22 protein-coding genes and 1 tRNA gene are annotated in these 25,547 nt (G+C 70.9%); 12 read left to right on the top strand and 11 right to left on the bottom strand.

Annotated elements, in window-relative coordinates:
• Positions 1-179 precede the first annotated feature (179 nt).
• Positions 180-2,573 carry an FtsX-like permease family protein gene (locus HLK59_RS33510; protein WP_171145349.1) on the top strand — a complete coding sequence of 798 codons (2,394 nt, stop codon included), beginning with the start codon at positions 180-182 and terminating at the stop codon, positions 2,571-2,573.
• A 50-nt stretch (positions 2,574-2,623) separates the two neighbouring features.
• Here HLK59_RS33510 and HLK59_RS33505 read toward each other — a convergent pair.
• The 7 genes from HLK59_RS33505 to galU all read right to left on the bottom strand — a co-directional run bounded on the left by HLK59_RS33505 (position 2,624) and on the right by galU (position 8,304).
• Positions 2,624-2,697, bottom strand: a tRNA-Ala gene (locus HLK59_RS33505).
• A gap of 100 nt (positions 2,698-2,797) precedes the next feature.
• The gene (gene glpR, locus HLK59_RS33500) at positions 2,798-4,105 is read right to left on the bottom strand and encodes a gephyrin-like molybdotransferase receptor GlpR (protein ID WP_171145348.1); all 1,308 of its coding nucleotides are present in this window, start codon (positions 4,103-4,105) and stop codon (positions 2,798-2,800) included.
• A gap of 220 nt (positions 4,106-4,325) precedes the next feature.
• Positions 4,326-4,949, bottom strand: a complete 624-nt coding sequence (locus HLK59_RS33495; protein ID WP_171145347.1) for a GNAT family protein — start codon at positions 4,947-4,949, stop codon at positions 4,326-4,328.
• A gap of 20 nt (positions 4,950-4,969) precedes the next feature.
• Positions 4,970-5,512 (bottom strand): MogA/MoaB family molybdenum cofactor biosynthesis protein, encoded by a 543-nt coding sequence (locus tag HLK59_RS33490; RefSeq protein WP_171145346.1) that lies wholly within the window; start codon positions 5,510-5,512, stop codon positions 4,970-4,972.
• Positions 5,509-5,988 carry a cyclic pyranopterin monophosphate synthase MoaC gene (moaC, locus tag HLK59_RS33485; RefSeq protein ID WP_046261452.1) on the bottom strand — a complete coding sequence of 160 codons (480 nt, stop codon included), beginning with the start codon at positions 5,986-5,988 and terminating at the stop codon, positions 5,509-5,511. The genes HLK59_RS33490 and moaC overlap by 4 nt, the downstream gene beginning before the upstream one ends.
• A gap of 85 nt (positions 5,989-6,073) precedes the next feature.
• Positions 6,074-7,396: a gephyrin-like molybdotransferase Glp gene (glp, locus tag HLK59_RS33480; RefSeq protein ID WP_171145345.1), complete on the bottom strand. Its 1,323-nt coding sequence runs from the start codon at positions 7,394-7,396 to the stop codon at positions 6,074-6,076.
• A gap of 5 nt (positions 7,397-7,401) precedes the next feature.
• Entirely contained in the window at positions 7,402-8,304 is a 903-nt protein-coding gene (gene galU, locus HLK59_RS33475) for a UTP--glucose-1-phosphate uridylyltransferase GalU (protein ID WP_171145344.1), read from the bottom strand.
• 132 nt (positions 8,305-8,436) lie between these two features.
• Between galU and HLK59_RS33470 the strand changes: the two genes are divergently transcribed.
• Entirely contained in the window at positions 8,437-9,021 is a 585-nt protein-coding gene (locus HLK59_RS33470; RefSeq protein WP_171145343.1) for a 5-formyltetrahydrofolate cyclo-ligase, read from the top strand.
• 72 nt (positions 9,022-9,093) lie between these two features.
• Here the strand turns inward: HLK59_RS33470 and HLK59_RS33465 are convergent, their stop codons facing one another.
• Complete coding sequence (locus HLK59_RS33465; protein WP_171145342.1) at positions 9,094-11,880, bottom strand: penicillin acylase family protein; 2,787 nt, start codon at positions 11,878-11,880, stop codon at positions 9,094-9,096.
• 241 nt (positions 11,881-12,121) lie between these two features.
• On the opposite strand from HLK59_RS33465, the gene HLK59_RS33460 reads away from it, so the two are divergent.
• The 6 genes from HLK59_RS33460 to mscL all read left to right on the top strand — a co-directional run bounded on the left by HLK59_RS33460 (position 12,122) and on the right by mscL (position 17,945).
• Positions 12,122-13,657, top strand: a complete 1,536-nt coding sequence (locus HLK59_RS33460; RefSeq protein ID WP_171145341.1) for a potassium/proton antiporter — start codon at positions 12,122-12,124, stop codon at positions 13,655-13,657.
• Between the two features lie 340 nt (positions 13,658-13,997).
• A complete protein-coding gene (locus HLK59_RS33455; protein WP_171145340.1) occupies positions 13,998-15,260 on the top strand; it encodes an MFS transporter in 1,263 nt (420 codons plus the stop codon).
• Positions 15,261-15,327: 67 nt separating this feature from the next.
• A complete protein-coding gene (locus HLK59_RS33450; RefSeq protein ID WP_171145339.1) occupies positions 15,328-15,648 on the top strand; it encodes an FmdB family zinc ribbon protein in 321 nt (106 codons plus the stop codon).
• A 98-nt stretch (positions 15,649-15,746) separates the two neighbouring features.
• Entirely contained in the window at positions 15,747-16,580 is an 834-nt protein-coding gene (locus HLK59_RS33445) for an S-methyl-5'-thioadenosine phosphorylase (RefSeq protein WP_171145338.1), read from the top strand.
• A 288-nt stretch (positions 16,581-16,868) separates the two neighbouring features.
• Complete coding sequence (locus tag HLK59_RS33440; protein ID WP_346779863.1) at positions 16,869-17,333, top strand: hypothetical protein; 465 nt, start codon at positions 16,869-16,871, stop codon at positions 17,331-17,333.
• 138 nt (positions 17,334-17,471) lie between these two features.
• The gene (mscL, locus tag HLK59_RS33435) at positions 17,472-17,945 is read left to right on the top strand and encodes a large conductance mechanosensitive channel protein MscL (RefSeq protein WP_171145336.1); all 474 of its coding nucleotides are present in this window, start codon (positions 17,472-17,474) and stop codon (positions 17,943-17,945) included.
• 43 nt (positions 17,946-17,988) lie between these two features.
• Here mscL and HLK59_RS33430 read toward each other — a convergent pair whose 3' ends face one another.
• Complete coding sequence (locus HLK59_RS33430; protein WP_171145335.1) at positions 17,989-18,159, bottom strand: hypothetical protein; 171 nt, start codon at positions 18,157-18,159, stop codon at positions 17,989-17,991.
• A 163-nt stretch (positions 18,160-18,322) separates the two neighbouring features.
• Here HLK59_RS33430 and HLK59_RS33425 point away from each other — a divergent pair, with 163 nt between their 5' ends.
• The 4 genes from HLK59_RS33425 (at position 18,323) to HLK59_RS33410 (ending at position 22,994) form a co-directional block, all read left to right on the top strand.
• Positions 18,323-19,558, top strand: a complete 1,236-nt coding sequence (locus tag HLK59_RS33425; RefSeq protein WP_171145334.1) for a low temperature requirement protein A — start codon at positions 18,323-18,325, stop codon at positions 19,556-19,558.
• A gap of 40 nt (positions 19,559-19,598) precedes the next feature.
• Complete coding sequence (locus HLK59_RS33420; RefSeq protein ID WP_171145333.1) at positions 19,599-20,627, top strand: P1 family peptidase; 1,029 nt, start codon at positions 19,599-19,601, stop codon at positions 20,625-20,627.
• A gap of 165 nt (positions 20,628-20,792) precedes the next feature.
• Complete coding sequence (locus HLK59_RS33415; protein ID WP_171145332.1) at positions 20,793-22,013, top strand: Ig-like domain-containing protein; 1,221 nt, start codon at positions 20,793-20,795, stop codon at positions 22,011-22,013.
• Positions 22,014-22,247: 234 nt separating this feature from the next.
• On the top strand, positions 22,248-22,994 hold the full coding sequence (locus HLK59_RS33410) for a DUF6227 family protein (RefSeq protein ID WP_171145331.1): 747 nt from the start codon (positions 22,248-22,250) through the stop codon (positions 22,992-22,994).
• A gap of 45 nt (positions 22,995-23,039) precedes the next feature.
• Here HLK59_RS33410 and HLK59_RS33405 read toward each other — a convergent pair whose 3' ends face one another.
• Together HLK59_RS33405 and HLK59_RS33400 are read right to left on the bottom strand one after the other, a co-directional pair.
• The gene (locus tag HLK59_RS33405; RefSeq protein ID WP_171145330.1) at positions 23,040-23,291 is read right to left on the bottom strand and encodes a hypothetical protein; all 252 of its coding nucleotides are present in this window, start codon (positions 23,289-23,291) and stop codon (positions 23,040-23,042) included.
• Between the two features lie 112 nt (positions 23,292-23,403).
• Positions 23,404-25,491, bottom strand: a complete 2,088-nt coding sequence (locus tag HLK59_RS33400) for a fructose-specific PTS transporter subunit EIIC (protein WP_171145329.1) — start codon at positions 25,489-25,491, stop codon at positions 23,404-23,406.
• Positions 25,492-25,547 lie beyond the last annotated feature (56 nt).

Raw genomic sequence — 25,547 nt, 5'->3', positions numbered from 1 at the left:
GCACCACCGAGGCCTAAACCTGCCGCTTGGGCGGGAGGGTCAGAGGGGTAGAAGGGACAGGCGGAGACGGGTGCATCGGAGCCCGGCGCCGCGGAAGTCGGTGCCGCGGAGACCGGCACTTCGCAGGCCGGTGCTTCGCAGGCCGACGCTCCGGAAACCGGTGCTTCGGAGGCCGTCCCGTGCTGATGCTCGCGCTGCGTACCCTGCGCTCCCGTTGGACCGCCTTCATCGGCAGCTTCGTCGCGCTCGCCCTCGGGGTCGGCCTGATCGCCGTGATGGGCCTGGCCCTCGCCTCCTCCCTCGACGCCCCCGAGCGCGCACCGGAACGCTTCGCCGCGGCCCCGGTGGTGGTGAAGGGCCAGGACACCCTGCACGTGCCGACCCCCATCGGCGACCGCACCCAGAGGCTGGCCCAGCCGCGTCCGGTGCCGGCGGGGACGGTGGCGGCGCTGCGGAAGCTGGGCAGGGTCACGGAGGACCGCACCTTCGTCGTACGCGGCGACCTGGTGGGGCATCCATGGTCGACCGCGGCCTTCGCACCGTACGAACTGACCGCGGGCCGCGCGCCCCGCGCCGCGGACGAGGTCGTGGCCACGGGCGACCGGACGGCGGTGGGGCAGCGCCTGCGCACGGGGCGTGGGGTGGTGCGCGTGGTCGGCACGGCGAGCGCGGTGGGCGCGCGCGGCTTCGAGAACGCGCTGTTCTACACGGATGCGCGGGCGGCGGCACTGTCTCCGGTGAGCACGCAGCTCGTGGTGGAGGCGGACGCGGCGACGGTACGGCGCGCGGTGGGCGACCGCGCGCGGGTGCTGACCGGTGACGAGCGCCGGCTCGCGGACGCCGATCCCGGGCGGGACGCCGAGGCGCTGACGACGCTGAACGCCCTGTTCGGCACGGCGGGCGGGGTGAGCGGGTTCGTGTCGGTGTTCGTCGTCGCGTCGACCTTCGCCTTCGCGGTGGCCCAGCGCCGCCGGGAGTTCGGCCTGCTGCGCACGGCGGGCGCGACGCCGGGCCAGATCCGGCGCACGGTCCTGACGGAGGCGCTGCTCGTCGGCGGACCGGCGTCCGCGGTGGGCTGCGCGCTGGGGGCGTACGCCGCCCCGTGGCTGGCGGAGCGCGTGGTGGACGGCGGTCTCGCACCGGCCTGGTTCGCGATCGGCGACCACGTCTGGCCGTACCATCTCGCCTTCTGGACCGGCCTTTCGGTGGCGCTGTGCGGGGCGGTGGCCGCGTCCTGGCGGGCGGGCCGGACCGCACCGGCGCAGGCGCTGCGCGAGGCGGCGGTGGACGAACGCGCTCTCACGCGCGGCCGCCTGCTGTGCGGGGCGGCCCTGCTGATCACCGCCGCGGTCACCGTCACCCTCACGCTGCTGACGGACCCGGGCGACCTGCTGCACCGCAAGACGTACGTGAGCCGCCCGATGCTCCTGATCACGGCGACGGCCCTGCTGTCCCCGGCCCTGGTCCGCCCCCTGACCAGGATCCTCATCCCGTGCGGCGTGCTGGTCCGCTCGAACGCGGGCGCCGCTGTCCGCCGCACGGCCGCCGTCGCCGCCCCCGTCCTGATCACGGTGGCCCTCACGGGCTCGCTGCTCGGCGCCACGGCGACCCTGAACGCGGCGAGGGCGACGGAGGCGCGGGAGCGGACCGTCGCCGACTTCGTGCTGACGTCGCCGGCCGGCTTCGCCCCGGACACGCTCCGGCGTCTGCGCGCGCTCCCGGGCACCGAGGTCTCGGCGACCGCGTCGAGCGCCGTGTACGTCCTGGAGGAGGGGGTCGCCCTCATCAAGTCCGAGGCGCGCGCGGCCGATCCGGGGGCGCTCGCGGCGACCGTGCGCCTGCCTCTGTCGGCGGGCCGTGTCACCGATCTCGACGACGACTCGATCATCGTCAACGAGGAGTGGGCGCGGCACGAGGTCGGCCGCCGGGTCACCGTCTGGCTCGGCGACGGCACCCGCAGGTCGCTCCGCATCGCCGCGGTGATGCCCGTCGGCACGGGCGACAACGGGGTGTACGTCACACCGGCCAACGCGCGCGGGGCCGCTGTCGACCGGGTCGAGGTGAAGGGAGGGTCGGCGGCGGCGCTGCGGAGGGCCCTCGGGGCCACGGACGTCTCCGTCCTCACCCGCGACGAGTGGCTGCGGACCGCCTACCCCACGGGCACCCTCACGGACGCCGACGAGAAGACCCGCCTCGGCTTCCTCCTCGTCCTGGGCATCGCGCTGCTGTACTCGGGCATCTCCCTCGCCAACACCCTGCTCATGGCGACGTCCGACCGGAGGCGGGAGTTCGCGTCCCTGCGGCTGGCGGGCGCCACGACCGGCCAGGTGCTGCGGCTCGTCGCCGCGGAGGCCCTGGTGGTGGTGGCCGTCGGCGCACTCCTCGGCCTGCTGGTGACAACCCTCGACCTCACCGGCATCCGGGGCGCCCTGCACCTCCAGTCGGCGCGCTCCCCGATCCGCCTCCCCTGGCCCGAACTCGCCGCGACCACAGGCGCGTGCGCGCTCCTCGCCGTCATATCAGCGGTACTTCCGGCAGCCCACGCCCTGCACCGGAAAACCTCACTGCCGTAGACATGGCAAGAGGCCCGTTCCTGATATAAGGAACGGGCCCCTATGATGCGTGGACCTGTGGGGATTTGAACCCCAGACCCCCTCGATGCGAACGAGGTGCGCTACCAGACTGCGCCACAGGCCCTTGCAACGAGTGAAACCTTAGCACCCCGATCGGGGTGCTTGGAAATCCGTTCCCCGCCCCTCCGACGGAACAGCCACAGGTGGGACGGGGGCCGCCGCGCCTACTCGTTGGCCGCGCGCGGACGCTCCCCGTCCTCGTACTGATCGAAGAGGGGGGTACGTCCGCGCTCGCGCGCCCGTCGCGCGGAGGCGGCCCGGCGGGCGTCGCTGCGTCCGCCCTCCTCCGCCCTGTCCTCGGCATGAGGCGGCTCCCCCGCCTCGGCGTCCTGCGCCGCTCCGTCCTGCCCGGCAACGGAACCGGCACCGGACTCGGCACCGGTGCCACGCGCCTCCCGCTCCCCGGCGACCGAGCTGGACCGCGCCGAGCTCCACGCGTCCGGCGCGCCCAGGTCCACGTCCGACGTGGCGCGCGGAGCGACCGGCGCCGTCACGTATGTCGGCAACGGCACCGGCACCGGCTCCCAGCTGTCCCCGTGCCCCGGCCTACGCTGCCGCTCGCGCTGCTGGTCGACCCACTCCGCGTGGTCGGTCTGCTCGACGAGGGCGCGCCGGTCGGCGGCGAGCGCCGACAGCCCGGAATCCTGCTCCGGCTCTGGTCCTTCGTCCGGTTCGTCGGCGTCGATCACTTCGGCCGTCGCGCGTCGGCGCGGCTGGCGCGCACGCTCTTTGAGCCGCTGCGCCGCCGCCTCGGCCCGCTGCCGGTCCATCTGGTAGGCGAAGCGGCGGCGTTCCTGGGAGCGCAGGTAGGCGATGTATCCGCTGAGCAGCACGGCGGGCACGCCGGGTGCCCACAGGAACGCGAGCCCTCCGACGGCGGCGACGATCGCGCCGAGCGTGAAGGCGATGAAGAGCACCACTGTGGTGCGCCTCCGGCGCGCGAGTGCCTTTGTGCGCCGGGCGCGCGCCGCGGCAGCTTCCGCTGCGGGCGTGCGCCGGGCCGCGGGTACCTGCTTGCGCGCCGGAGCGGATCCGGACGCGGATCCGGGCGCGGACGAGGACGCCGGTGCGGAGACGGGTGCCGGGGCGCGCGAGGCCGAGGCGTGCGCGGCCGGGTCGGCCGCCCTCTCGCGCGCCGGCTCACGCACTGCTTCCCTGCGCGCCGGCGCCTGCACCTCCGCGCGCACTTGCGGGCGCGTCGGAGGCATGGCGAAGGCCCGGACGTCCACCGAGTCGGTGACGGCGTCCGGATCGACGGCGCTGGGCTCCCCCTCCTCGGTGGAGCGCGCCCGCAGGTCCTTGGCGTACCGGCGCTCCATCCCCGCCCGTCCGGACAGCAGCCGGATGGCGGTGCTGAAGCGTTCCGTCGGACGGGCCTCGTTCAGCTCGTCCTGCCTACGGAGCCACATCGGCACCAAGTAGGCGGCCCAGGCCCCGACAATGACTGCGTAGATGAGGCCGCTGCTGCTCACGCCTCACACGGTAGAGGGATTCGCGTGAGGCCATCCGCCAATTGGGCCGGTGTGTCGCACGATCTGGCTGATATTTCGAGCTTTTTTTGTGACCGATGCGATCAGCAGGCCGCCGGAGCCGCGAATTTAATGCCCCGAGACGATCGCCGCCCGATCATTCTCGAACATTTATTCAATTCCCGGAGTCGCTTCCCTGCCGCTTCCCGAGCCGCTTCCCCGGCTACGCGGGATTCCCCGGCGTGTTGTGCGGTGCCTTCTGTGAGCGTGCCCGCCGCCACCGCCCGAGCAACCCTTCCGGCACCTCTTCCGCGGTGAGCGCGAAGACGAGATGGTCGCGCCAGGCCCCGTCGATGTGGAGATAACGGGGCCGCAGCCCCTCCTCACGGAATCCGAGTTTCTCCACGACCCGGCGGCTGGGCCCGTTCTCCGGGCGAATACAGACCTCGATGCGGTGCAGTCCGACGGTCCGGAAACAGTGGTCCACGACGAGCGCCACGGCCGTCGGCATCACTCCACGGCCGGCCACCGACTCGTCCACCCAGTAGCCGACGTGCCCCGAGCACATCGAGCCCCAGGTGATCCCGGCGACGGTCAACTGCCCGACGAGCCGCCCCTGGTACTCGATGACGAACGGCAGCATCCGGCCCGCGTTCGCCTCGGCCCGCAGATGGCGCACCATCTGCCGATAGGTCGGCCGGTGCGCGATCGGCCCGCTGGGCGTGGGCGGCGGGATGGTGGCCTCCCAGGGGCGCAGCCAGTCGCGGTTGCGCCGGTTGACCTCGCGCCACGCCCGCTGGTCGCGCACCTTTATGGGCCGGAGGACGACGTCGCCGTCCGCCAGCACGACGGGCCAGGACGGACTGTTCAGCTCGCACCCCCACTGCCGGCCCCGGGTCTGGGGTGGTCGCCGCCGCGGATCTGGTCGACGGCGTGGATCAACAAGGGCTCCAGGACGGCGAGTCCGTCCTTCACTCCGCCGGTGGAACCCGGCAGGTTGACGATCAGGGTCCGTCCCGCCACTCCGGCCAGGCCCCGGGAGAGCGCGGCGGTCGGCACCTTCTCGCGTCCGAACGCCCTGATGGCCTCGGCGATGCCGGGCACCTCGTGGTCGATCACCTCGCGGGTCGCCTCGGGGGTGCGGTCGGTGGGCGAGATCCCGGTGCCGCCGGTGGTGACGACGACGTCGTACCCGGCGTCGACGGCCGCACGCAGGGCCGCCCGGACCGGGTCCCCGTCGGGGACGATCCGCGGCCCGTCGACGGCGAAGCCGAACCGCTCCAGGCCCTCGGAGATCAGCGGGCCGCCCTTGTCCTCGTAGACGCCCGCGGCGGCACGGTTGGAGGCGGTCACGACCAGCGCGGAGTACGGCGCGAGCAGCGCGCCGCCCGCCGAGGTGTCCTGTGTCATGCCCGGCTCCAGTCGCCCGACTTGCCGCCCGTCTTCTCCTCCACCCGCACGTCCGTGATGACCGCTCCCTTGTCGACCGCCTTGACCATGTCGATCACGGTGAGCGCGGCGACGGAGACCGCGGTGAGGGCCTCCATCTCGACGCCCGTGCGGTCCGTCGTCCTGACCGTGGCGAGGATCTCCACGGCGTCGTCCACGACCGACAGATCCAGTTTCACACCCGACACCGACAACGGGTGGCACAGCGGGATCAGGTCCGGGGTGCGCTTGGCGCCCATGATGCCCGCGATCCGCGCGGTGGCGAGGGCGTCGCCCTTGGGGACACCCTCGCCGCGCAGCAGCTCGATCACCCGGGGCGAGACGAGGACCCGGCCGCTGGCGCGGGCGGTGCGCGCGGTCACGTCCTTGTCGGATACGTCGACCATGCGGGCGGCGCCCGCCTCGTCGATGTGGGTCAGTCGGTCCTGCGTACTCATGCTGTGCGGCGCTCCCGGTCCCGGCCCCTCGCGGTACGGCGCGCGGGCCTGTTGTGCGCGACACGGTACCGCCAACCAGGAGCACTCAGCCGAGCAGGACCACCTCGACCTCGGTGCCGGGCTCGACGGACTCCACGTCCTCCGGGACGACGATCAGCGCGTCCGCGTGCGCGAGGGCCGCCACCAGGTGCGACCCGGCGCCGCCGACCGGGGTCACGGTGCCGTCGGCGTGGGTCCCGCGCAGGAACTGCCTGCGCCCCTTCGGCGAGGTCAGCGCCTTGCCGGCGGTCAGCTTCGCGGTCACGCGCGGCCGGTGCACGTCTTCCAGGCCCATGAGGGCGCGGATCGCGGGACGCACGAACAGTTCGAAGGAGACGTACGAGGAGACGGGGTTGCCGGGCAGCGCGAGGAGCGGGGTGTGGTCGGGGCCGATGGAGCCGAAGCCCTGGGGCTTGCCGGGCTGCATGGCGAGCTTGCGGAAGTCGATGCCGCTGCCGGCCTCGTCCTCGTCGCCGACGTGCGAGAGCGCCTCCTTGACGACGTCGTACGCCCCCACGCTCACGCCGCCCGTCGTGACCACGAGGTCGGCGCGGACGAGCTGGTCCTCGATGGTGTTGCGGAGGGTCTCGGCGTCGTCGGCGACGGCTCCGACGCGGTAGGCGATGGCGCCGGCGTCGCGGGCGGCGGCGGTGAGGGCGAAGCTGTTGGAGTCGTAGATCTGGCCGTCGCCCAGTCGTTCGTCGGGCTGGACGAGTTCGCTGCCGGTGGACATGACGACCACGCGAGGGCGCGGGCGCACACGTACCGTGCCGCGGCCGATCGCGGCGAGCAGGGCGATCTGCGGCGGGCCGAGGACGGTGCCGGCGTCGAGGGCGCGGTCGCCGGCCTTCACGTCGCTGCCCTTCGCGCGTACGTGCGCGCGTGCCTCGGCCGGCCGGTACACGTGCACGTGCCCCTCGGCGCCCTCGGGGGCCAGGGCGCGGGCGCGCATCCCGGTCGCGGGTCCCTCGCCGAGTCCTCCGTCGGTCCACTCGACGGGGACGACGGTCTCGGCTCCGGGCGGCAGCGGGGCGCCGGTCATGATGCGGGCGGCCTGGCCGGGGCCCACATGGAGCAGTTCGGCCTGGCCCGCCGCGACGTCCCCGACGACGTCCAGGACGGCGGGGAACTCCTCGCTCGCGCCCGCGACATCCGCGACCCGCACCGCGTACCCGTCCATGGAGCTGTTGTCGAACGGCGGCAGGGAGACCGGCACCGTGACGTCCTCGACCAGGACGCAGCCCTGGGCGTCGAGGAGTTGCAGCTCGATGGGTTCGAGGGGGCGGACGGTCGCGAGGATGTCCTCCAGGTGTTCGTCCACCGACCAGAGGTGGTCCTGGCCGGTGGTGCGGGGCGCGGCGCTGCTCAACGTTGCTACATCTCCTCGGCTACGTAACTGCGAAGCCAGGTCCGGAAGTCCGGGCCCAGGTCTTCACGTTCGCATGCGAGTCTGACAATGGCACGCAGATAGTCACCACGGTCGCCGGTGTCATAGCGGCGGCCCTTGAAGACGACGCCGTGCACCGGGCCGCCGACCTTCTCGTCCGCCGCGAGCTGCTGGAGGGCGTCGGTGAGCTGGATCTCGCCGCCGCGGCCGGGCTCGGTCTTGCGCAGTATGTCGAAGATGTGCGGGTCGAGGACGTAGCGGCCGATGATCGCGTAGTTGGACGGGGCGTCGGCCGCGGACGGCTTCTCGACGAGGTCGTGGACCTTGACGACGTCGCCGTCCTCGGTGGCGTCGACGGCCGCGCATCCGTAGAGGTGGATCTGCTCGGGCTCGACCTCCATGAGCGCGATGACGCTGCCGCCATGGCGTTCCTGGACCTCGACCATCCGCTTGAGCAGCGGGTCGCGCGGGTCGATCAGGTCGTCGCCGAGGAGGACGGCGAAGGGCTCGTGGCCCACGTGCGGGGCCGCGCACAGGACGGCGTGGCCGAGGCCCTTGGGGTCGCCCTGGCGGACGTAGTGCATGGTGGCGAGGTCGCTGGACTCCTGCACCTTCGCGAGCCGACCGGCGTCGCCCTTCTTCTGAAGGGCCGATTCCAGCTCGTAGTTGCGGTCGAAGTGGTCCTCGAGAGGCCGCTTGTTGCGGCCCGTGATCATGAGGACGTCATCGAGGCCCGCGGAGGCGGCCTCCTCGACCACGTACTGGATCGCCGGCTTGTCGACGACCGGCAGCATCTCCTTGGGAGTGGCCTTGGTGGCCGGCAGGAACCGGGTGCCGAGGCCTGCTGCGGGGATGACAGCCTTGCTGATCCGAGGGTGAGACTGAGTCATGCCCGCAACCTTATCCGGTGTCTTTGCAGTGAATCTGAGGCTCCGGTTAATTAGCTCTGATATGAGCGTATTGGAAGGGTACGGGAGCGATCTTTGAGTCACATCGGACGTCCTGGAGAGCCTGACAAGCGAATGTTGCGGCGAGAGTTCCTCGCGGTGAGGAACAGGTTGACGGCCGATGACGTGCGAGAAGCCGCGACCGCGCTGGCCGGGCGGGCGCTCGGGCTGCCCGAGTTGGCGCGGGCGCGCACGGTGGCGGCGTACGTCTCGGTGGGGAGCGAACCCGGAACACTCGCGCTCCTGGACGCGCTGCGCGCGCGGGGCGTGCAGGTCCTGCTCCCGGCTCTCCTGCCCGACAACGATCTGGACTGGGGCGCGTACACCGGGGCGGACTCCCTCGCGCGCGTCCAACACGGCGCAAAGATGGCTCTCTTCGAGCCCTCCGGGGAACGTCTGGGCCCGGACGCCGTGACCGGTGCCGATGTCGTGCTGCTGCCCGGGCTGGCGGTCGACGCGCGCGGCATGCGACTGGGGCGCGGCGGAGGGTCGTACGACCGGGTGCTCGCGCGCCTGGAACGCGCGGGCGCACATCCCGCGCTGGTCGTGCTGCTCTACGACTCCGAGATCGTCGAGCACGTCCCTGAGGAGGCGCACGACCAGGCGGTGCACGCGGCGGTGGCGCCGTCGGGCGTGCGCCGCTTCCGGGACGACGGGTGAGCCGCGGCAGGTGAGCGAACGGGCCCTCCACGCACGCGTGGAGGGCCCGTTCGACGGGTCGCCGTCAGTGGCTCACGGCTTCAGCACCAGTGTGTCGCTCGTGCTCTTGTCGACCGCGTCCTTCGAGAAGGACCAGTCCAGCAGTTCGCCCTTGACCCACTTGCTCGTCTGGTCGGTGTAGTGGGAGCTGTAGGCGTGCCCGGAGGCGCCGGTGAGGTTGATCCACTTCGACTTGTCGAGGTCGCCGAGGTTGACCACCATCCGCATCGACGGCACCCAGATGACGCCGTAGCCGCCGGCCGCGTTCCAGCCGGTCGCGTTGACGGTGGCCTCGCCGCCGCTGAGCTTCCAGGGGCCGCGGTTGAGGACGTACTTCAGGATGCCGGGGCCCTCGGTGCCGAGCGTCTGGTTCTTCAGGAACAGGCGGTGCAGCCGGCCCCAGCTCCAGGAGTCGATGTCCTTGCCGAGCTTGGCGGTCAGCTCCCAGCGGGCGTCGATCATGGCGCGCTTGAACAGCTGGTCGCGGTTCTCCGCCTTGGGGCGGTCGCCCACGCCGGCGGGCGTCTTCCACCAGTCGCTGTTCTCGTCGTCCATGAGGTTGCGCACGACCTCGAACCAGCGGTCGCCGCCGTCCGGCTGAGCCTGGTCGGCGTCACGCTGGCCGCACTCGCGGACCTTCTCCGTCTCGTCGGCGGGGCCGGTGGTGTTGACGGGGTCGACCCACAGGCACTGGCCCTTGACCCGCAGCTCCTTGGGCAGCTTGTTGCCGAAGGCGAGCTTGAGGATGTTGCGCCAGACCGAGTTGAAGTAGGCGGCGGCCGCCGAGTCGGCGTCCTGGGTGTAGTCCCAGCCCTCCAGCAGCTTCTGCGCCTCGCGGACGTCCTCGTCCTCGATGTCGATCTTCAGCAGCTTGGGCACGAGCAGCTTGGCGATCTCGCTGCTGTTGTCCAGCTGCATCTGGCGCATGTCGTCGGTGGAGATCTTGCCACCGTCGTCGATCTTCGACTTGATCAGGTCGGTGATGCGCTGGCTGCGGGCGCCGTAGCCCCAGTCGGTGGTGAGCGTGTAGGGGTACTTGTCCTTGTCGATCACCGCCTGGTTGGCGGTGACGATGTATCCGCGCGCGGGGTCGTACTCGTAGGGGAGCTGGTCCTGCGGGATGTAGCCGGTCCAGCGGTACTTGGAGTCCCAGCCGGGCTGCGGGATCGAGCCGTCGACGCCGCTCGCGCGCGTGGGGATCTTTCCGGGGAGCGTGTAGCCGATGTGGTCCTTGGTGTCGGCGTAGACCAGGTTCTGCGAGGGCACGTCGAACAGGGCCGCGGCCGCGCGGAAGTCGTTCCAGTCCGTCGCCTTGTCCATGGCGAACACGGCGTCCATGGAGGTGCCCGGGTCCAGGGCGGTCCAGCGCAGGGAGATGCCGTAGCCGTCGCCGCGGTCGGGCGCCGCGGTGTCGACGGTGGCCTTCTTGCCGACCTTGACCAGTTCGTCGTCGCGGTCGGACAGCAGGGGGCCGTTGTTGGTCTCACGGACGACGATCGTCTTGGAGTCGCCGCCGGCGACCTTGATGGTCTCCTCGCGCGTGGTGAAGGGCTTCACCTTGTCGTCGTACAGGTAGCCGTTGCTGCTGAGCTTCTCCAGGTAGAGGTCGGTGACGTCGACCCCGGAGTTGGTCATGCCCCAGGAGATGTCCTGGTTGTGACCGATGACCACGCCGGGCATGCCCGCGAAGGTGTAGCCGGAGACGTCGTACTGGCACTTGCTGGAGACGGTGCGGCAGTGCAGGCCCATCTGGTACCAGACGGACGGCAGCGAGGCCGACAGGTGCGGATCGTTGGCCAGCAGCGGCTTGCCGGTGATGGTGTGCGAGCCCGCGACGACCCAGGAGTTCGAGCCGATGCCGTTGCCGTTCACGCCGACGGCCGCGGGAAGGTCCTCCAGGACCCCGTAGAGGCCCGAGAGCTGGCTCTGGAGGGTTGTGGTGCCCGAGCCGGACGCGGTGCCCGTGGTGCCGCTCGTGGCCGCGGTGGACGTACCAGTACCTGTACCCGTACCTGTGCCCGAGGTGCTGTCGCCCTGCTCGAACGTCTTGGTCAGCTCGTCGTACTGACCCTCCTGGACGATCGCCTTGTTGCGGCCGTACGGGTAGTCCGGGTACAGGTCCTCGATCTGCTTGGGGCCGAGGCGGCTGGTGAGGAGGGCGCGGTCGATCTCGTCCTCCATGTTGCCGCGCAGGTCCCAGGCCATCGCCTTCAGCCAGGCCACCGAGTCGACCGGGGTCCACTCGGTGGGCTTGTAGTCGTTGGCGAAGCCCAGGGCCGCGTACTCGAGGGAGATCTCCTCGCCGTCCTTGCCCTGGAGGTAGGCGTTGACTCCCTTGGCGTATGCCTGGAGGTACTTCTTGGTGGAGGCCGACAGCTCGGTGTCGTACTCCTTCTTCGCGACCCGGTCCCAGCCGAGCGTGCGCAGGAACTCGTCGTTCTTGACCTGGCTCTTGCCGAACATCTCCGACAGGCGTCCGGAGGTCATGTGACGGCGCACGTCCATCTCGTAGAACCGGTCCTGCGCCTGGACGTAGCCCTGCGCCATGAACAGGTCCTCGTCGGAGGAGGCGTAGATCTGCGGGATGCCGTAGCCGTCACGCTGCACGTCGACCGGTCCGGACAGGCCTTCGAGCGAGATCGAACCCTTGGTCTGCGGGAAGGAGGCACGGACGGTGCTGATGGACCAGTACGCCCCGTAGGCGACGCCACCGATGATGGCCAGTACCAGGATGAGGACGATCAGACGGGCTTTGCGCCCCTTTTTCCTGCCGGACTTGCCGGGCTTCTGACCCGATGAGGCGGTGGTATTGGGGGGCATCGCTGTCCTTGCTGTCCTAACGCGAGCGGCAGGCGGGGCTGTGACTTTGAATGAGCGCTGGAGCAACCATAGGCGCAGGGCCTGACGCGACTTGACGCGGAGTCGGGAACCAGCGCGGACGGACGTTCGATCTTGCCTCAGGAGTGTCAAGAAATCGTCAAGAGTTAGGTAAGGTAACGAAGTACTTGGGTGCGGAGGTCCACCTCTTCGTGTCCTATGTACGTGAGCCCACGCGCGCGTGATGCCCGTGGGCCAGCGAAGGGAACAGCCGCTGACCGTCCACGACCTCAACCAGCTTCTGCTCGTCTGCTCGCTCGTCCTGCTCGTCGCCGTCGCAGCGGTCCGGATCTCCTCGCGCAGCGGGCTCCCCAGCCTGCTCGTGTATCTGGGCATCGGCGTCGCCATGGGCCAGGACGGCGTCGGCGACATCCACTTCGACAATGCCGAGCTGACCCAGGTCATCGGGTACGCGGCCCTGGTCGTGATCCTGGCCGAGGGCGGTCTGGGCACGAAGTGGAAGGAGATCAAGCCGGCGCTGCCGTCCGCCACCGCGCTGGCACTGGTCGGGGTCGCGGTGAGCGTCGGGGTCACGGCGACGGCCGCGCACTATCTCATCGGGCTGGAGTGGCGCCAGGCGCTCATCATCGGGGCGGTCGTGTCCTCGACGGACGCGGCGGCGGTCTTCTCCGTGCTGCGCAAGATCCCCCTTCCCTCGCGCGTGATGGGCACGCTGGAGGCCGAGTCCGGCTTCAACGACGCCCCCGTGGTCATCCTGGTCGTCGCCTTCTCCACCGCGGGCCCGGTCGAGCACTGGTACGTGCTGCTCGGTGAGATAACCCTGGAACTGGCCATCGGCGCCGCCATCGGTATCGCGGTCGGCTGGCTGGGCTCCTGGGGCCTGCGGCACGTGGCGCTGCCCGCCTCCGGTCTCTATCCGATCGCCGTCATGGCGATCGCCGTGGTGGCGTACGCGGCCGGCGCGCTGGCGCACGGCAGCGGCTTCCTCGCCGTCTACCTCGCCTCCATGGCGATGGGCAACGCCAAACTCCCGCACTGGCCCGCCACACGCGGTTTCGCCGAAGGGCTCGGCTGGATCGCCCAGATCGGCATGTTCGTCCTGCTCGGCCTGCTGGTCACCCCGCACGAGCTGGGCGACGACGTGTGGCCCGCCCTCGTCATCGGCCTGGTGCTGACCATGGTCGCGCGCCCGCTGAGCGTCGTGCTGTGCCTGACGCCGTTCCGGGTGCCGTGGCAGGAGCAGACCCTCATGTCCTGGGCCGGGCTGCGCGGCGCCGTGCCCATCATCCTGGCGACGATCCCCATGGTGAACGGTGTCGACGGCAGCCGCCGCATCTTCAACATCGTCTTCGTCCTGGTCGTCGTCTACACCCTGGTCCAGGGGCCGACGCTGCCCTGGCTCGCCCGCCAGCTGCGGCTGGGCGAGGACGCGGAGGCCGCCGACCTCGGCATCGAGTCGGCGCCCCTGGAGCGGCTGCGCGGACACCTGCTCTCCGTCGCGATCCCCGACGGCTCGAAGATGCACGGCGTCGAGGTCAACGAGCTGCGGCTGCCGGCCGGGGCCGCCGTCACCCTCGTCGTGCGCGATGGAAAATCGTTCGTTCCGCTGCCCACCACGGTCCTGCGGCGCGGGGACGAGCTTCTGGTGGTCGCCACGGATCCCGTGCGGGACGCGGCGGAGCGGCGGCTGCGCGCGGTGGGACACGGCGGAAAGCTGGCCGGGTGGCTGGGTACGAACGGGGAGACGCCCCGGCGCTGACCGGGGTGGCGCGAACCGCGGACGTGAACCGCGGATGTACGCCGCGCGCCCCTACGCCCCTATGTCGTTAAGGGCATGTTTCGTACGGTTCACACCCCCGGTAATCGCAGGTGAACAAGGTTCATGGTGCTCGTTTTCACAGGCACGCCAGGCGGTGACCCCTGTACGATGAAGGCGCATTCTGATCGAACCAACTCTGCCTGACGCATTGCTGGCGCGACCGTATGGCGGCCGAAACACCCCTCCGCAGTGGGCCCGGCATCTACCGCAGTGCGCGCAAGAGGACAGCTCTCGGCGCCCCCGCACAGGCGCGCTACCAGGCGGCAGAAAGGCACGGGCCGTGGCATCCACGGTCACCTCCCGCCCGGGATACGGACAGCTGCTGCGCACCCGCGGCGCCTGGACGTTCCTGCTCCCCGGCTTCGCGGCACGCCAGCCGTTCGCGATGCTCACGATCTCCATCGTGCTGCTCGTGCAGCACACCACCGGCTCGTACGGCGCGGCGGGCGCCGCCGCGGCCGTCACCGGCGTCTCCATGGCGCTGTTCGCGCCCTACAGCGGGCGCCTCGCCGACCGCTACGGGCAGCGCGCCGTGCTGATCCCCGGCGTGCTCCTGCACACGGTGTCAGGGCTGACGCTCACCGCGCTCGCGCTCTCGCACGCACCCCTGTGGGCGCTGTTCGCGGCGGCCGTCCCCACCGGCGCCTCGGTGCCGCAGGTCGGTCCGATGGTGCGCGCCCGCTGGGGCGTGAAGCTCCAGGGCTCGCCCCTCATGACCACCGCGGCCGCGTTCGAGTCCGTCACGGACGAGCTGACCTTCGTCTTCGGCCCGCTGCTGGCCACCGCGCTGTGCACCGCCGTCGACCCGGCCGCGGGCCTGCTGACGGAGTCGGCGCTGACCCTGCTCGGCGGTCTGCTGTTCGCCACGCAGAAGAGCACGCAGCCGCTGGTCACCCTCGACGAGCACGCGCGCGTGGAGCACGGTTCCGCGCTGCGCGTGCCCGGCGTGCGCGTGCTGATCGTGGCGTTCCTGGGCATCGGCTCCGTCTTCGGCGGTATGCAGGTCTCGCTGGCCGCGTTCACCGAGTCGATCGGTGAGCCCGGTCTGAACGGTGTCCTGTACGGCGTCTTCGCCGCGGGCAACATGCTCTCCGGCATCGTCTTCGGCGCCGTCGCGTGGAAGACGGCTCCGCAGCGGCGTCTCGTGGTCGGGTACGGCGCGCTCGCGCTGGTGGCCTCCGGGCTGTGGGCCGCGCACTCCGTACTCGCGCTCGCCGGGCTCGGCCTCCTGGTCGGCATGTGCATCGCGCCCGCGCTGATCACCGGCTACACGCTGGTCGAGAGCCTGGTGCCGACCGGTGCCCGTACCGAGGCCTTCACCTGGCTGACCGGCGCGGTGGCACTAGGTCAGGCGGCCGCCGTCACGGCCGCAGGACAGCTGGAGGACCGCTTCTGGACCGGTGCGGGTTTCCTGGTCCCGATGGTCGGCACACTGCTCGCCATGGCGACCCTGCTGGCGCTCCGGTCACGCCTGACGACGCGCCCCCGGACCCGGACCGTCGCACGTGGCGTCGGTCACCGCGTGCCGGTGGCGGTGGACTGATCCCCGGGAATACGTCACTATGGACCCTCGTTAGCACTCACTGAGTGAGAGTGCCAGGAGGAAGACAGTGCCGACCTACCAGTACCAGTGCACCGAGTGCGGCGAGGGCCTCGAGGCGGTGCAGAAGTTCACCGACGACGCCCTGACCGAGTGCCCCAACTGCCAGGGCCGCCTCAAGAAGGTGTTCTCCGCAGTCGGCATCGTGTTCAAGGGCTCCGGCTTCTACCGCAACGACAGCCGCGGCTCCTCGTCGAGCGCCTCGACGGCGTCGTCGAAGCCGTCGACGTCCTCTTCGTCCACCTCGTCCTCCTCGACGTCGTCGTCCTCGGACTCGAAGTCGTCGTCGTCGAGCACCGGCACCTCCTCCAGCAGCACCTCCGCCGCTTAGGACGCACTCACGGGACCCTGCCGTCGTACGACGGCAGGGTCCTCGGCGTTTCCTGAGCCCTGCTCTGCCCGCTGCCGGGGCCAGCTAGTGTGCGGGGCATGGCGAACGCAGAGATCGGCGTAATCGGCGGCTCGGGCTTCTACTCGTTCCTCGACGACGTGACCGAGATCCAGGTGGACACCCCGTACGGACCGCCCAGCGACTCCCTGTTCCTCGGCGAGATAGCGGGCCGTCGGGTCGCCTTCCTGCCCCGGCACGGACGCGGCCACCATCTGCCGCCGCACCGGATCAACTACCGCGCCAACCTGTGGGCGCTGCGGTCCGTCGGGGCCCGCCAGGTCCTCGGTCCGTGCGCGGTGGGCGGTCTGCGCCCCGAGTACGGGCCGGGCACGCTGCTCGTGCCGGATCAGCTGGTCGACCGCACGAAGTCCCGCGTGGGGACGTACTTCGACGGGCTGCCGCTGCCGGGCGGTGGCGTGCCCAACGTGGTGCACGTGTCGCTGGCCGACCCCTACTGCCCCGCCGGACGGACGGCCGCCCTGAAGGCCGCACGCGGCCGGGACTGGGAGGCGGTGGACGGCGGGACCCTGGTCGTGATCGAGGGGCCGCGCTTCTCGACACGTGCCGAATCGTTGTGGCACCGGGCGCAGGGCTGGTCGGTGGTGGGCATGACCGGCCACCCCGAGGCGGCGCTCGCCCGTGAACTGGAGCTCTGCTACACGTCGTTGACCCTGGTCACGGACCTGGACGCGGGCGCCGAGACCGGCGAGGGCGTCTCGCACGACGAGGTGCTGCGGGTGTTCGCGGCGAACGTGGACCGGCTGCGGGGCGTGCTGTTCGACGCGGTGGCCGCGCTGCCGGCGAACGAGGAGCGCGACTGCCTGTGCACGACGGCGCTGGGCGGCATGGATCCAGGGTTCGAACTGCCGTGACGCAGGGGTTCGAACTGCCGTGACGCTGTGGAGAACAGCACCCCTGCGCGGGTGGAACTGCTCGTTCGGGTGAGGGAGTTGTCCACAGCCGGTGGGTGATCCACCTGTCCCGGCGGGCGGCGGCGCGAGGCCTCATCGTGGCCTTGCAAGCCGATCCCTCGCGACAGGTGGTGGTTCTCCGTGTCCTTCGCTCCGTCTCCTCCTCCCTTCTCTCCCCTCTCTCCCTTCTCTCCGCTTTCTCCCCTTGCCCCGTGTCCGCCCGGCACCGACGCTCCCGCCACGTGCGAGGTGCCGCACTTCGCTCCCGTGCGGGTACGCGGCGGGCGGTATCAACTGGCCCGGCTCGTAAGGCATCGCAGGCGTGCCGTGGCGGCGGGCCTGGCCGTCACCGCGGCCGCGCTGGTCGCCGTCGGTCCGGGCGACGGAGACGGGGCACGCGGGCATCCCGTGGCCGCACCGGCGCGGGAACACCGCGCCGTGGAGATGGTGACGGCGCCGGTGCGGATCGCCGACGGGGCCGCGGTCCTGCTGCTGCGGCCCGGCGACCGGGTCGACGTGATCGCCGCCGGGACCACGGCGACGGGAGGCGACGCACAGGTGGTCGCACGCGGGGCCCGGGTGAAGAAGGTGCCGGAGCCTGTGGAGGGTGCCGCGGAGAGCGGTGCGCTGGTCGTGCTCTCGGTGCCGCGCTCGATCGCGGCGCGTCTCGCGGGTGCGAGCGCCACGGCACGGCTGGCGGTGACACTGTGTTGAACCGTGCGGTCCGGCTGTTTCGCGAACTTGTGTCAAGTCCCCCGTTCGAGCTACCCAATTGGACAGGGTCGCCTCGCGTTGACGTAGGTTGCGGAGCTGTTTGTTCCACAACCTGTGCATGCGAGAAGAGGCCTCCGAGTGAGCGAGAAGAAGCCGAGCGTCCTGGAGGGCTTCAAGACCTTCCTGACGCGCGGGAACGTCGTCGATCTGGCAGTAGCGGTGGTCATCGGCGCCGCCTTCACCAATGTCGTCAACTCAGTGGTGAAGGGCATGATCAATCCGCTGGTCGGAGCGATCGGCACCCAGAACCTCGACAGCTACAGCCTGTGCCTGAAGGACCCGTGCAAGGTCGCGGCGGACGGCACGGTGCAGAGCGGCGTCTCGATCCTGTGGGGCTCGGTCATCGGCGCCACGCTGAGCTTCGTGATCACCGCGGCCGTCGTGTACTTCCTGATGGTGCTGCCGATGTCGAAGTACCTGGCCCGGCAGGAGGCCCGCAGGAAGGCCAAGGAGGGGACGCAGGAGGTCATCGAGATCACCGAGCTGGAGGTCCTCAAGGAGATCCGCGACGCGCTGGTCGCCCAGCGCGGGTCCGGGCACGACGAACGCTAACGGCCACGGCCCGCCTCCTCTGCCGGGCGGCCGTGCGGCTCGGTCAGAGGTGGTGGGGCGGCTTCTCGTCGAGGAAGCGCTTCAGGTCGGCCGCGCTGTCGGCGCCGGGCCGCTCGCCCCAGCCGCGGTCCGTGTCGTCCGAGGACTGCTGGTCCAGCGGGTCGTCGAAGATCAGTGACGGCTTCGGGGCGCGCGGCTCGGGGGCGGTGCTCATGCGTCCAGGGTACGGCCCCGGGGGTGAGGCCCGTCCTGGTCGTTCCGGTCGCGGTGAGGGTTCACGCCGCGTGGAGCCCGTATGCCTCGACGGCCCTGGACCCCTGCCCGCTTGTGAATCCATGCACAAGAATTTCTGGCCGGTATCTGCTGTGCTTGGACTCATGACGTCCAGTTCGACTCCCTCCCCGGCGCCCTCCGGCGCCCACGGCGCAAGCCCGAGACCGCTGAGCAGGCTCACCGCCCGCGGCCGCGACGAGGCCCACCGGGTGGCCTCGCCGCTGGAACTGTTCTTCGACCTGTGTTTCGTCGTGGCCATCGCCCAGGCGGGCGTGCAACTCGTGCACGCCGTGGCCGAGTCGCACGCGGGCGAAGGCATCCTCAACTACGCGATGGTCTTCTTCTCCATCTGGTGGGCCTGGATGAACTTCTCCTGGTTCGCCTCGGCGTACGACAACGACGACGTCCTCTACCGGGTCGTGACCCTGGTCCAGATCGCCGGCGTGCTGGTGCTCGCGGCCGGGGTCTCCAGGGCGTTCGAGGACCATGACTTCCTGGTCGTCTGGCTGGGCTACCTGATCATGCGGCTCGCCATGGCCTCGCAGTGGCTGCGCGTGGCGAGATCGAGCGAGGGCCCGGAGAGAACGACGGCGCTGCGCTACGCCGGCGGCGTGCTGCTCTGCCTCGTCGGCTGGCTGGGGCTGGTGATCCTGCCCGAGGGCGGGCGGCCCTGGGTGTTCCTGGTGATGGCGGTCCTGGAGATGTGCGTCCCGCGGTACGCGGAGAAGGACTTCGCCACGTCCTGGCATCCGCACCACATCTCCGAGCGCTACGGCCTGTTCACGATCATCGTGCTCGGCGAGACGATCGCCGCCGCCACCGTCGCCGTGAAGTCGGGCGTGGACGAGAACGACGCGCTCGGTGAGCTGCTGCCGATCGCCGGGGGCGGGCTGCTGATCATCTTCTCCGCGTGGTGGATCTACTTCGTCGTGCCGATCCACGGCCATCTGCGCTCCAACAAGCAGGCCTTCCTGTGGGGTTACGGCCACTACCTGATCTTCGCCTCGGCGGCCGCGATCGGCGCCGGCCTGGAGGTCGCGGTCGAGCAGGCGGTGGGCAAGGCGCACATCTCCACGCTGGCCGCGTCGGCCGCCGTGACGCTGCCGACCGCGCTCTACCTGCTCAGCGTCTGGGCCCTGCACTCGCGCCACTTCAAGGTGGGCATCGCGCAGCAAATGGTGCTGCCGACCACGGCACTGCTCGTGATCCTCTGCACGTTCCTGGGCGACTGGGCCGTGCTCGCGGCGGGCATCGTCTCGGCGCTCGCGGTGGCGACGGGGGTGACGCTGACGGCTCGCATGGCGGCCCGGGAGAGCGAAGAGCCGGCTCCGGTCGTGTGACCTGCTGGGACGGCGCCGGTGTCTGGACGAGACTGGGCCCATGACAGTTGACGCTCTGACCGACGTCACCGGCGTGCGCGTGGGACATGCGACACGTGTCGGCGACGGTTGGCTCACCGGTACCACCGTCGTCCTCGCCCCGCAGGGCGGTGCCGTCGCCGCCGTGGATGTGCGCGGTGGCGGTCCCGGCACCAAGGAGACCGACGCCCTCGACCCGCGCAATGTCGTGCAGAAGGTCGAGGCGATCGTGCTGACCGGCGGCAGCGCGTACGGGCTCGACGCCGCGTCCGGCGTGATGGCGTGGCTGGAGGAGCAGGGACGCGGAGTGCCTGTCGGAGTGGATCCGGCGCACGTCGTTCCCGTCGTACCCGCCGCCTGCATCTTCGACCTGGGGCGTGGCGGTGACTTCCGGGCCCGGCCCGACGCGGACATGGGCCGGGCCGCGGTCGAGGCGGCCGCGGCGAGCGCGGTCGGCGCGGTGGTGCGGGAAGGGGGCGTGGGCGCGGGTACGGGCGCCGTGGTCGGCGCGATGAAGGGCGGAGTCGGTACCGCGAGCACCGTTCTCGACTCGGGGATCACGGTCGCCGCGCTGGTGGTGGCCAACGCGGCGGGCTCCGTACTGGAGCCCGGAACAGGAGGCCTGTATGGGGAGTTGCTCCAAGGGCGGGTGGACTGTCCGGAGGCGCGCGTGCACGAGGCAGCGCGCCGGCGCCTGGCCGAGACCGCGGCGAAGAACGCGCCGCCCCTGCTGAACACCACGCTCGCGGTCGTCGCCACCGACGCGGAACTGTCGAAGGCGCAGGCGCAGAAGCTGGCCGGCACGGCGCATGACGGCATCGCGCGCGCTGTGCGGCCGGTGCATCTCCTCAACGACGGCGACACGGTGTTCACGCTGGCGACGGGGCAGCGCGCGCTCGACGCCGAGCACCCGCTCGCGCTCAACCCGCTGCTGGAGGCCGGCGCCGACGTGGTGACGCGTGCGATCGTGCGGGCCGTGCGCGCGGCCGGGTCGGTGGACGGGCCGGGCGGGGTGTGGCCTTCGTACGGGGAGCTGTACGGGGGACGGTGACGGGGCGCGGGCCGCCGCGCGGGGCGCGTTCCGTACGGATGATTGTCCCGGTTGTGTCACGTGATGGCGTTCACGGCTGTCGGGGGGAACCCGACCGGTCATGGATTCGCTCTTTCTCCACGCATGGGAGCGGATCACGCACATCACACGAACCGGGAGAAGCTCGTGACAACGCCGGACATATCAGCGCGGCGCGCACTCGGGGCCTGTGCCGTCCTGGCGGTCGGCGCCCTCACCCTCACCGCCTGCGGGGGCGGCGCCGATGCCGGGAAGGACGACGGCAAGGGGGGCGGGGAGTCCCCCAAGACGTCCACGGCGAAGATCGCCATATCGGCCAAGGACGGTTCGACGGGCGCGTCGATCAACACCACGGGGGTGAAGGTCAGCGACGGCGAGCTGACCGACGTGAAGATGACCGTGGCGGGGACGGGGCAGTCGGTGCCGGGGTTCATCTCGGCGAACGGCGGCAGTTGGGCGCCCAAGGAGCAGTTGGAGCGCGGCACGAAGTACGAGATAGCGGCGACCGCGAAGGACGCCGACGGGCGGACCGTCGCAGCCGATTCGACCTTCACCACGGTCAGCAAGGCGAACAGCTTCATCGGGACGTACACGCCGGACAACGGGACGACGGTGGGCGTCGGGATGCCGGTGTCGTTCAGTTTCGACAAGGTGATCAGCGACAAGAAGGCCGTGCAGTCGCACATCACGGTCTCGTCCAGCAGTGGGCAGAAGGTGGTCGGGCACTGGTTCGGCTCGCAGCGGATCGACTTCCGGCCCGAGGAGTACTGGAAGGCCGGCTCGAAGGTCACGATGAAGATCGACCTGGACGGCGTCGAGGGCGCGAACGACGTCTTCGGGGTGCAGAAGAAGACCGTCACCTTCACGATCGGGCGGTCGCAGGTCTCCACGGTCGACGCCGACACCCAGACCATGACGGTGGTGCGCGACGGGAAGACCCTCAAGAACGTGCCGATCTCGACGGGTGACGCACAGAACACCACGTACAACGGCCAGATGGTGATCTCCGAGAAGTTCCCGAAGCTGCGCATGGACAGCCGGACGGTCGGGCTCGCCAACGCCTACGACATCCCGGACGTGCCGCATGCGATGCGGCTCACGCAGTCGGGGACGTTCATCCACGGCAACTACTGGTACAACAAGGGCAATCCGCCCTTCGGCCGCCAGGGCACCAGCCACGGCTGCGTCGGACTGCAAGATGTCCAGGGCGGACAGGGCGACACGAACGCCAAGTGGTTCTACGACAACTCCATCCTCGGGGACGTCGTGATCGTCAAGAACTCCCCCGACAAGACGGTGTCGCCGGACAACGGGCTCAACGGCTGGAACATGTCGTGGACGGAGTGGGTCGCGGGAAGCGCCGGATAGGCACCCGCTGAGCGCCGGGGCGTGCGCGGGCAGCGGTGCGCCGCCCGGGGCGCCATGACGCGGCAAGTGCCTTCTGACCGGCGGCTTTTGACGGATCTTCGGGTCGCGTGGGAACTTCTCACGCGACCTGAGCGTTTTCTGTGCGCACGTTTTCTCGGTTCCCGGACATGATGTCCGACCGAGGGGCTACGGTATGCACCCACAAGGTGACATGCAGCAACGCCGGGAGAAACCTTGAGCGTTCCGTACGAGACAGCAGCGTACGAGCCACGCGAGTCGCCCGAGTCTCCGGAGGAGCACCTCGCGCGACTCCTCGGCCGCGCGCTGAACTCCTTCGAGCTGCCCGACGAGACGATACGGCGACTCGACTGCGCGCTCGCGCACGACAGTTCGCTGCACTCCGCGCACCACAGCGCGGGGCTGCACCGCGAGACGTACCGCCACACCTGGCTGCTCGCCGACGGCTCGGCGCTCACACTGTGGGAGCTCGTTCACAACACCGCGCCGGGCAGTGTCCCGCAGCACGAGGTGTACGTCGACGAGGAGGAGCTGCGCGCCGCCACGGCACGGCTGCCGCTGCCGCCGGACGCGCCGGACTTCGAGCTGCCGGTGATGGTGCAGCTGTCGCCGGTCCCCGCGCCCCGGCACGCGTACGTGCCCGACGAATCGGCGGATCACGCGCGTCGGCTCCTGCGCCGCGCGGAGAACCCGGACCAGCCGGGCGCGGAGACGGCCACGCTGCTGACGACGGCGTTCGCGCACCAGATCACGCAGGCTTTCGGGCGGCCGTGCCGTGCGGGGCGGATCGGGCTGTGCTTCTCGCTCTACGAGCACGCGTTCCTGCTGCGCGACGGCGAGGAGATCTCCCTGTGGGAGGTCGAGCACACGGCCACGCCCGACGGGCGGCACATGTGCGAGGTGTACGTCTCCGAGGACGCGGCACGCGACGCGATGGAGCGGCGCGCGGCACGGGTTTCGTAGCGCACTCCACGCGTATGGGGCTCCTGCCCCGCCTCGGCCGCTCGGTCAGCGGCCGTCGCTGAGCTGTCGCACCAGTCCCGCGAACGCGTCGTGCTCCGCCGGAGTCAGCTGGACGGACTCCAGTTCGGGAGCGGTCCGCCGCTGGTACGGAAGGGCCGGGAGGATGGCGGAGGTACGCCACAGGGCGGCCTCGCGGCCGCGGCGCAGGATGCGGGTCAGGCCGATCGCCCAGACGACGGTCGCCAGGGCGAGGACGGCCATGCCCGTCAGCTGGTAGATCGAGACGTGCTCAGGCATGCGCCCCAGTAGACACCACGGTCCGGGACTTTGGCCCCGGACCGTGACGTATCTCGCAGGTGCCGTGAACAACTCACAGCCGCCCAAAGAGACATGGAACCCAAAGAGATGTCTACGCCGCCACGGGCTGCTTCGGCTGCGCCGCCGGAGCCGCCGCGGACTCGTCGGAGCCGGTGGCCGCACCGTCCGGGGCCGTCTTGCGCAGGCCCTTGAGGACGATGACCAGGCCTGCCGTGATCGCCGTACCGATGGCGATGGCCAACAGGTACAGGAACGGCTTGCCGATCAGGAAGGTGACCCAGATGCCGCCGTGCGGGGCGCGCAGGGTCGAGCCGAACGCCATGGTGAGCGCGCCGGTGACCGCGCCGCCCGCCATGGAGGCGGGGATGACGCGCAGCGGGTCGGCCGCGGCGAACGGGATCGCGCCCTCGGAGATGAAGGAGGCACCGAGGACCCAGGCCGCCTTGCCGTTCTCGCGCTCGGTCGGGGTGAACAGCTTCTTGCGGACCGTGGTCGCGAGCGCCATGCCCAACGGGGGCACCATGCCGGCGGCCATCACGGCGGCCATGACCTTCATCGCGGAGTCGCTCGGGTCCTGTACGGCGATCCCGGCGGTGGCGAAGGCGTACGCGACCTTGTTGACCGGGCCGCCGAGGTCGAAGCACATCATCAGGCCGAGGAGGACACCGAGGAGGATGGCGTTGGTGCCGGAGAGGCCGTTGAGCCAGTCCGTCATCGCCTTCTGGGCCTCGGCGATCGGCTTGCCGATCACGATGAACATGAGGAAGCCGACGACGATCGACGAGATCAGCGGGATCACGACCACCGGCATGATGCCGCGCATTACCGGTGGGATCTTGATCCGCTGGATGCCGAGGACGACCGCACCGGCCAGCAGACCGGCGACCAGGCCGCCGAGGAAGCCCGCGTTGATGTTGACGGAGATCATGCCGCCGACGAAGCCGGGCACGAGACCGGGCCGGTCCGCCATGCCGTAGGCGATGTAGCCGGCGAGGACGGGGATCAGGAAGCCGAAGGCGACGGCGCCGATCTGGAAGAGCAGCGCGCCCCAGCTGTCGAGCTGGCCCCAGTCGAAGTGCTCGCTGACCGACTTGGCCGCGTTGATCTGGTAGCCGCCGATCGCGAACCCGAGGGCGATCAGCAGACCGCCGGCCGCGACGAACGGGACCATGTAGCTGACGCCGGTCATCAGCCACTTGCGCAGCTTGGTGCCGTAGTTGTCGCCGGCGTCGCCCGCGCGCTCGACCGGCGTGGAGCCGGTGCCGGGCGCTCCGGTCACCTCACCGCGCGCCGCCTTTCCGCGCACGTCGCCGATCAGTTCCGCGGGGCGGTTGATGCCCGCCTTCACGCCGACGTCCACGGTCGGCTTGCCGGCGAAGCGGTCCTTGTCGCGTACGGGGACGTCGTGGGCGAAGATCACGCCGTCCGCCGCCGCGATGACGGCCGGGTCGAGCCGGGTGAAGCCGGCCGAGCCCTGCGTCTCGACGACGAGTTCGACGCCCGCCTCGCGGCCGGCGTTCTCCAGCGACTCGGCCGCCATGTACGTGTGGGCGATGCCGGTCGGACAGGACGTGACCGCGACGATGCGGAAGGGTCGCTCGGCCGTGTCCGTGGCACCCGGCGCCGGAGCGCTCGCGCCGCCCGGCGCCGGGGCCGGGCTACCCGTGGCGGCATCGGCGGAGGCCGCCCCCGACGCCGCCACGGAGTCTGCGGAGGTGTCGCCGGCGTCCGCCGCCGGCGCATCCCCTCGGATCAGTGCCGCCGCACCCGCCGCGTCCTCCGCCGACCGCAGCGCGTCGGTGAACTCCGCGTTCATCAACTGCCGCGCCAGCGAGGACAGGATCGTCAGATGGGCGTCGTCGGCACCGGCGGGCGCCGCGATCAGGAAGATCAGGTCGGCGGGACCGTCCGGCGCGCCGAAGTCGATCCCGGCCGCGCTGCGCCCGAAGGCGAGCGTCGGCTCGGTGACGTGCTCGCTGCGGCAGTGCGGGATGCCGATGCCGCCGTCGAGACCGGTCGGCATCTGCGCCTCGCGGGCGGCGACGTCGGCGAGGAAGCCCTCCAGGTCGGTCACCCGGCCCAGGGTCACCATGCGTTGGGCGAGGGCGCGTGCCGCCGCTTCCTTGGTGTCGGCGGACAGGTCGAGATCGACCAGGTCCGCGGTGATCATGTCGCTCATCGCGGGCTCCTTCGCACGCGTGTCGCCCGGGGAGAGAGGTGGGCGAGGGCGGGGGT

The organism is Streptomyces sp. S3(2020) (assembly GCF_013044505.1).
In the GTDB taxonomy this organism is placed as follows: domain Bacteria; phylum Actinomycetota; class Actinomycetes; order Streptomycetales; family Streptomycetaceae; genus Streptomyces.
The sequence above is the reverse complement of the archived record's forward strand: the minus strand, read 5'-3'. Positions and strand labels throughout refer to the sequence as shown.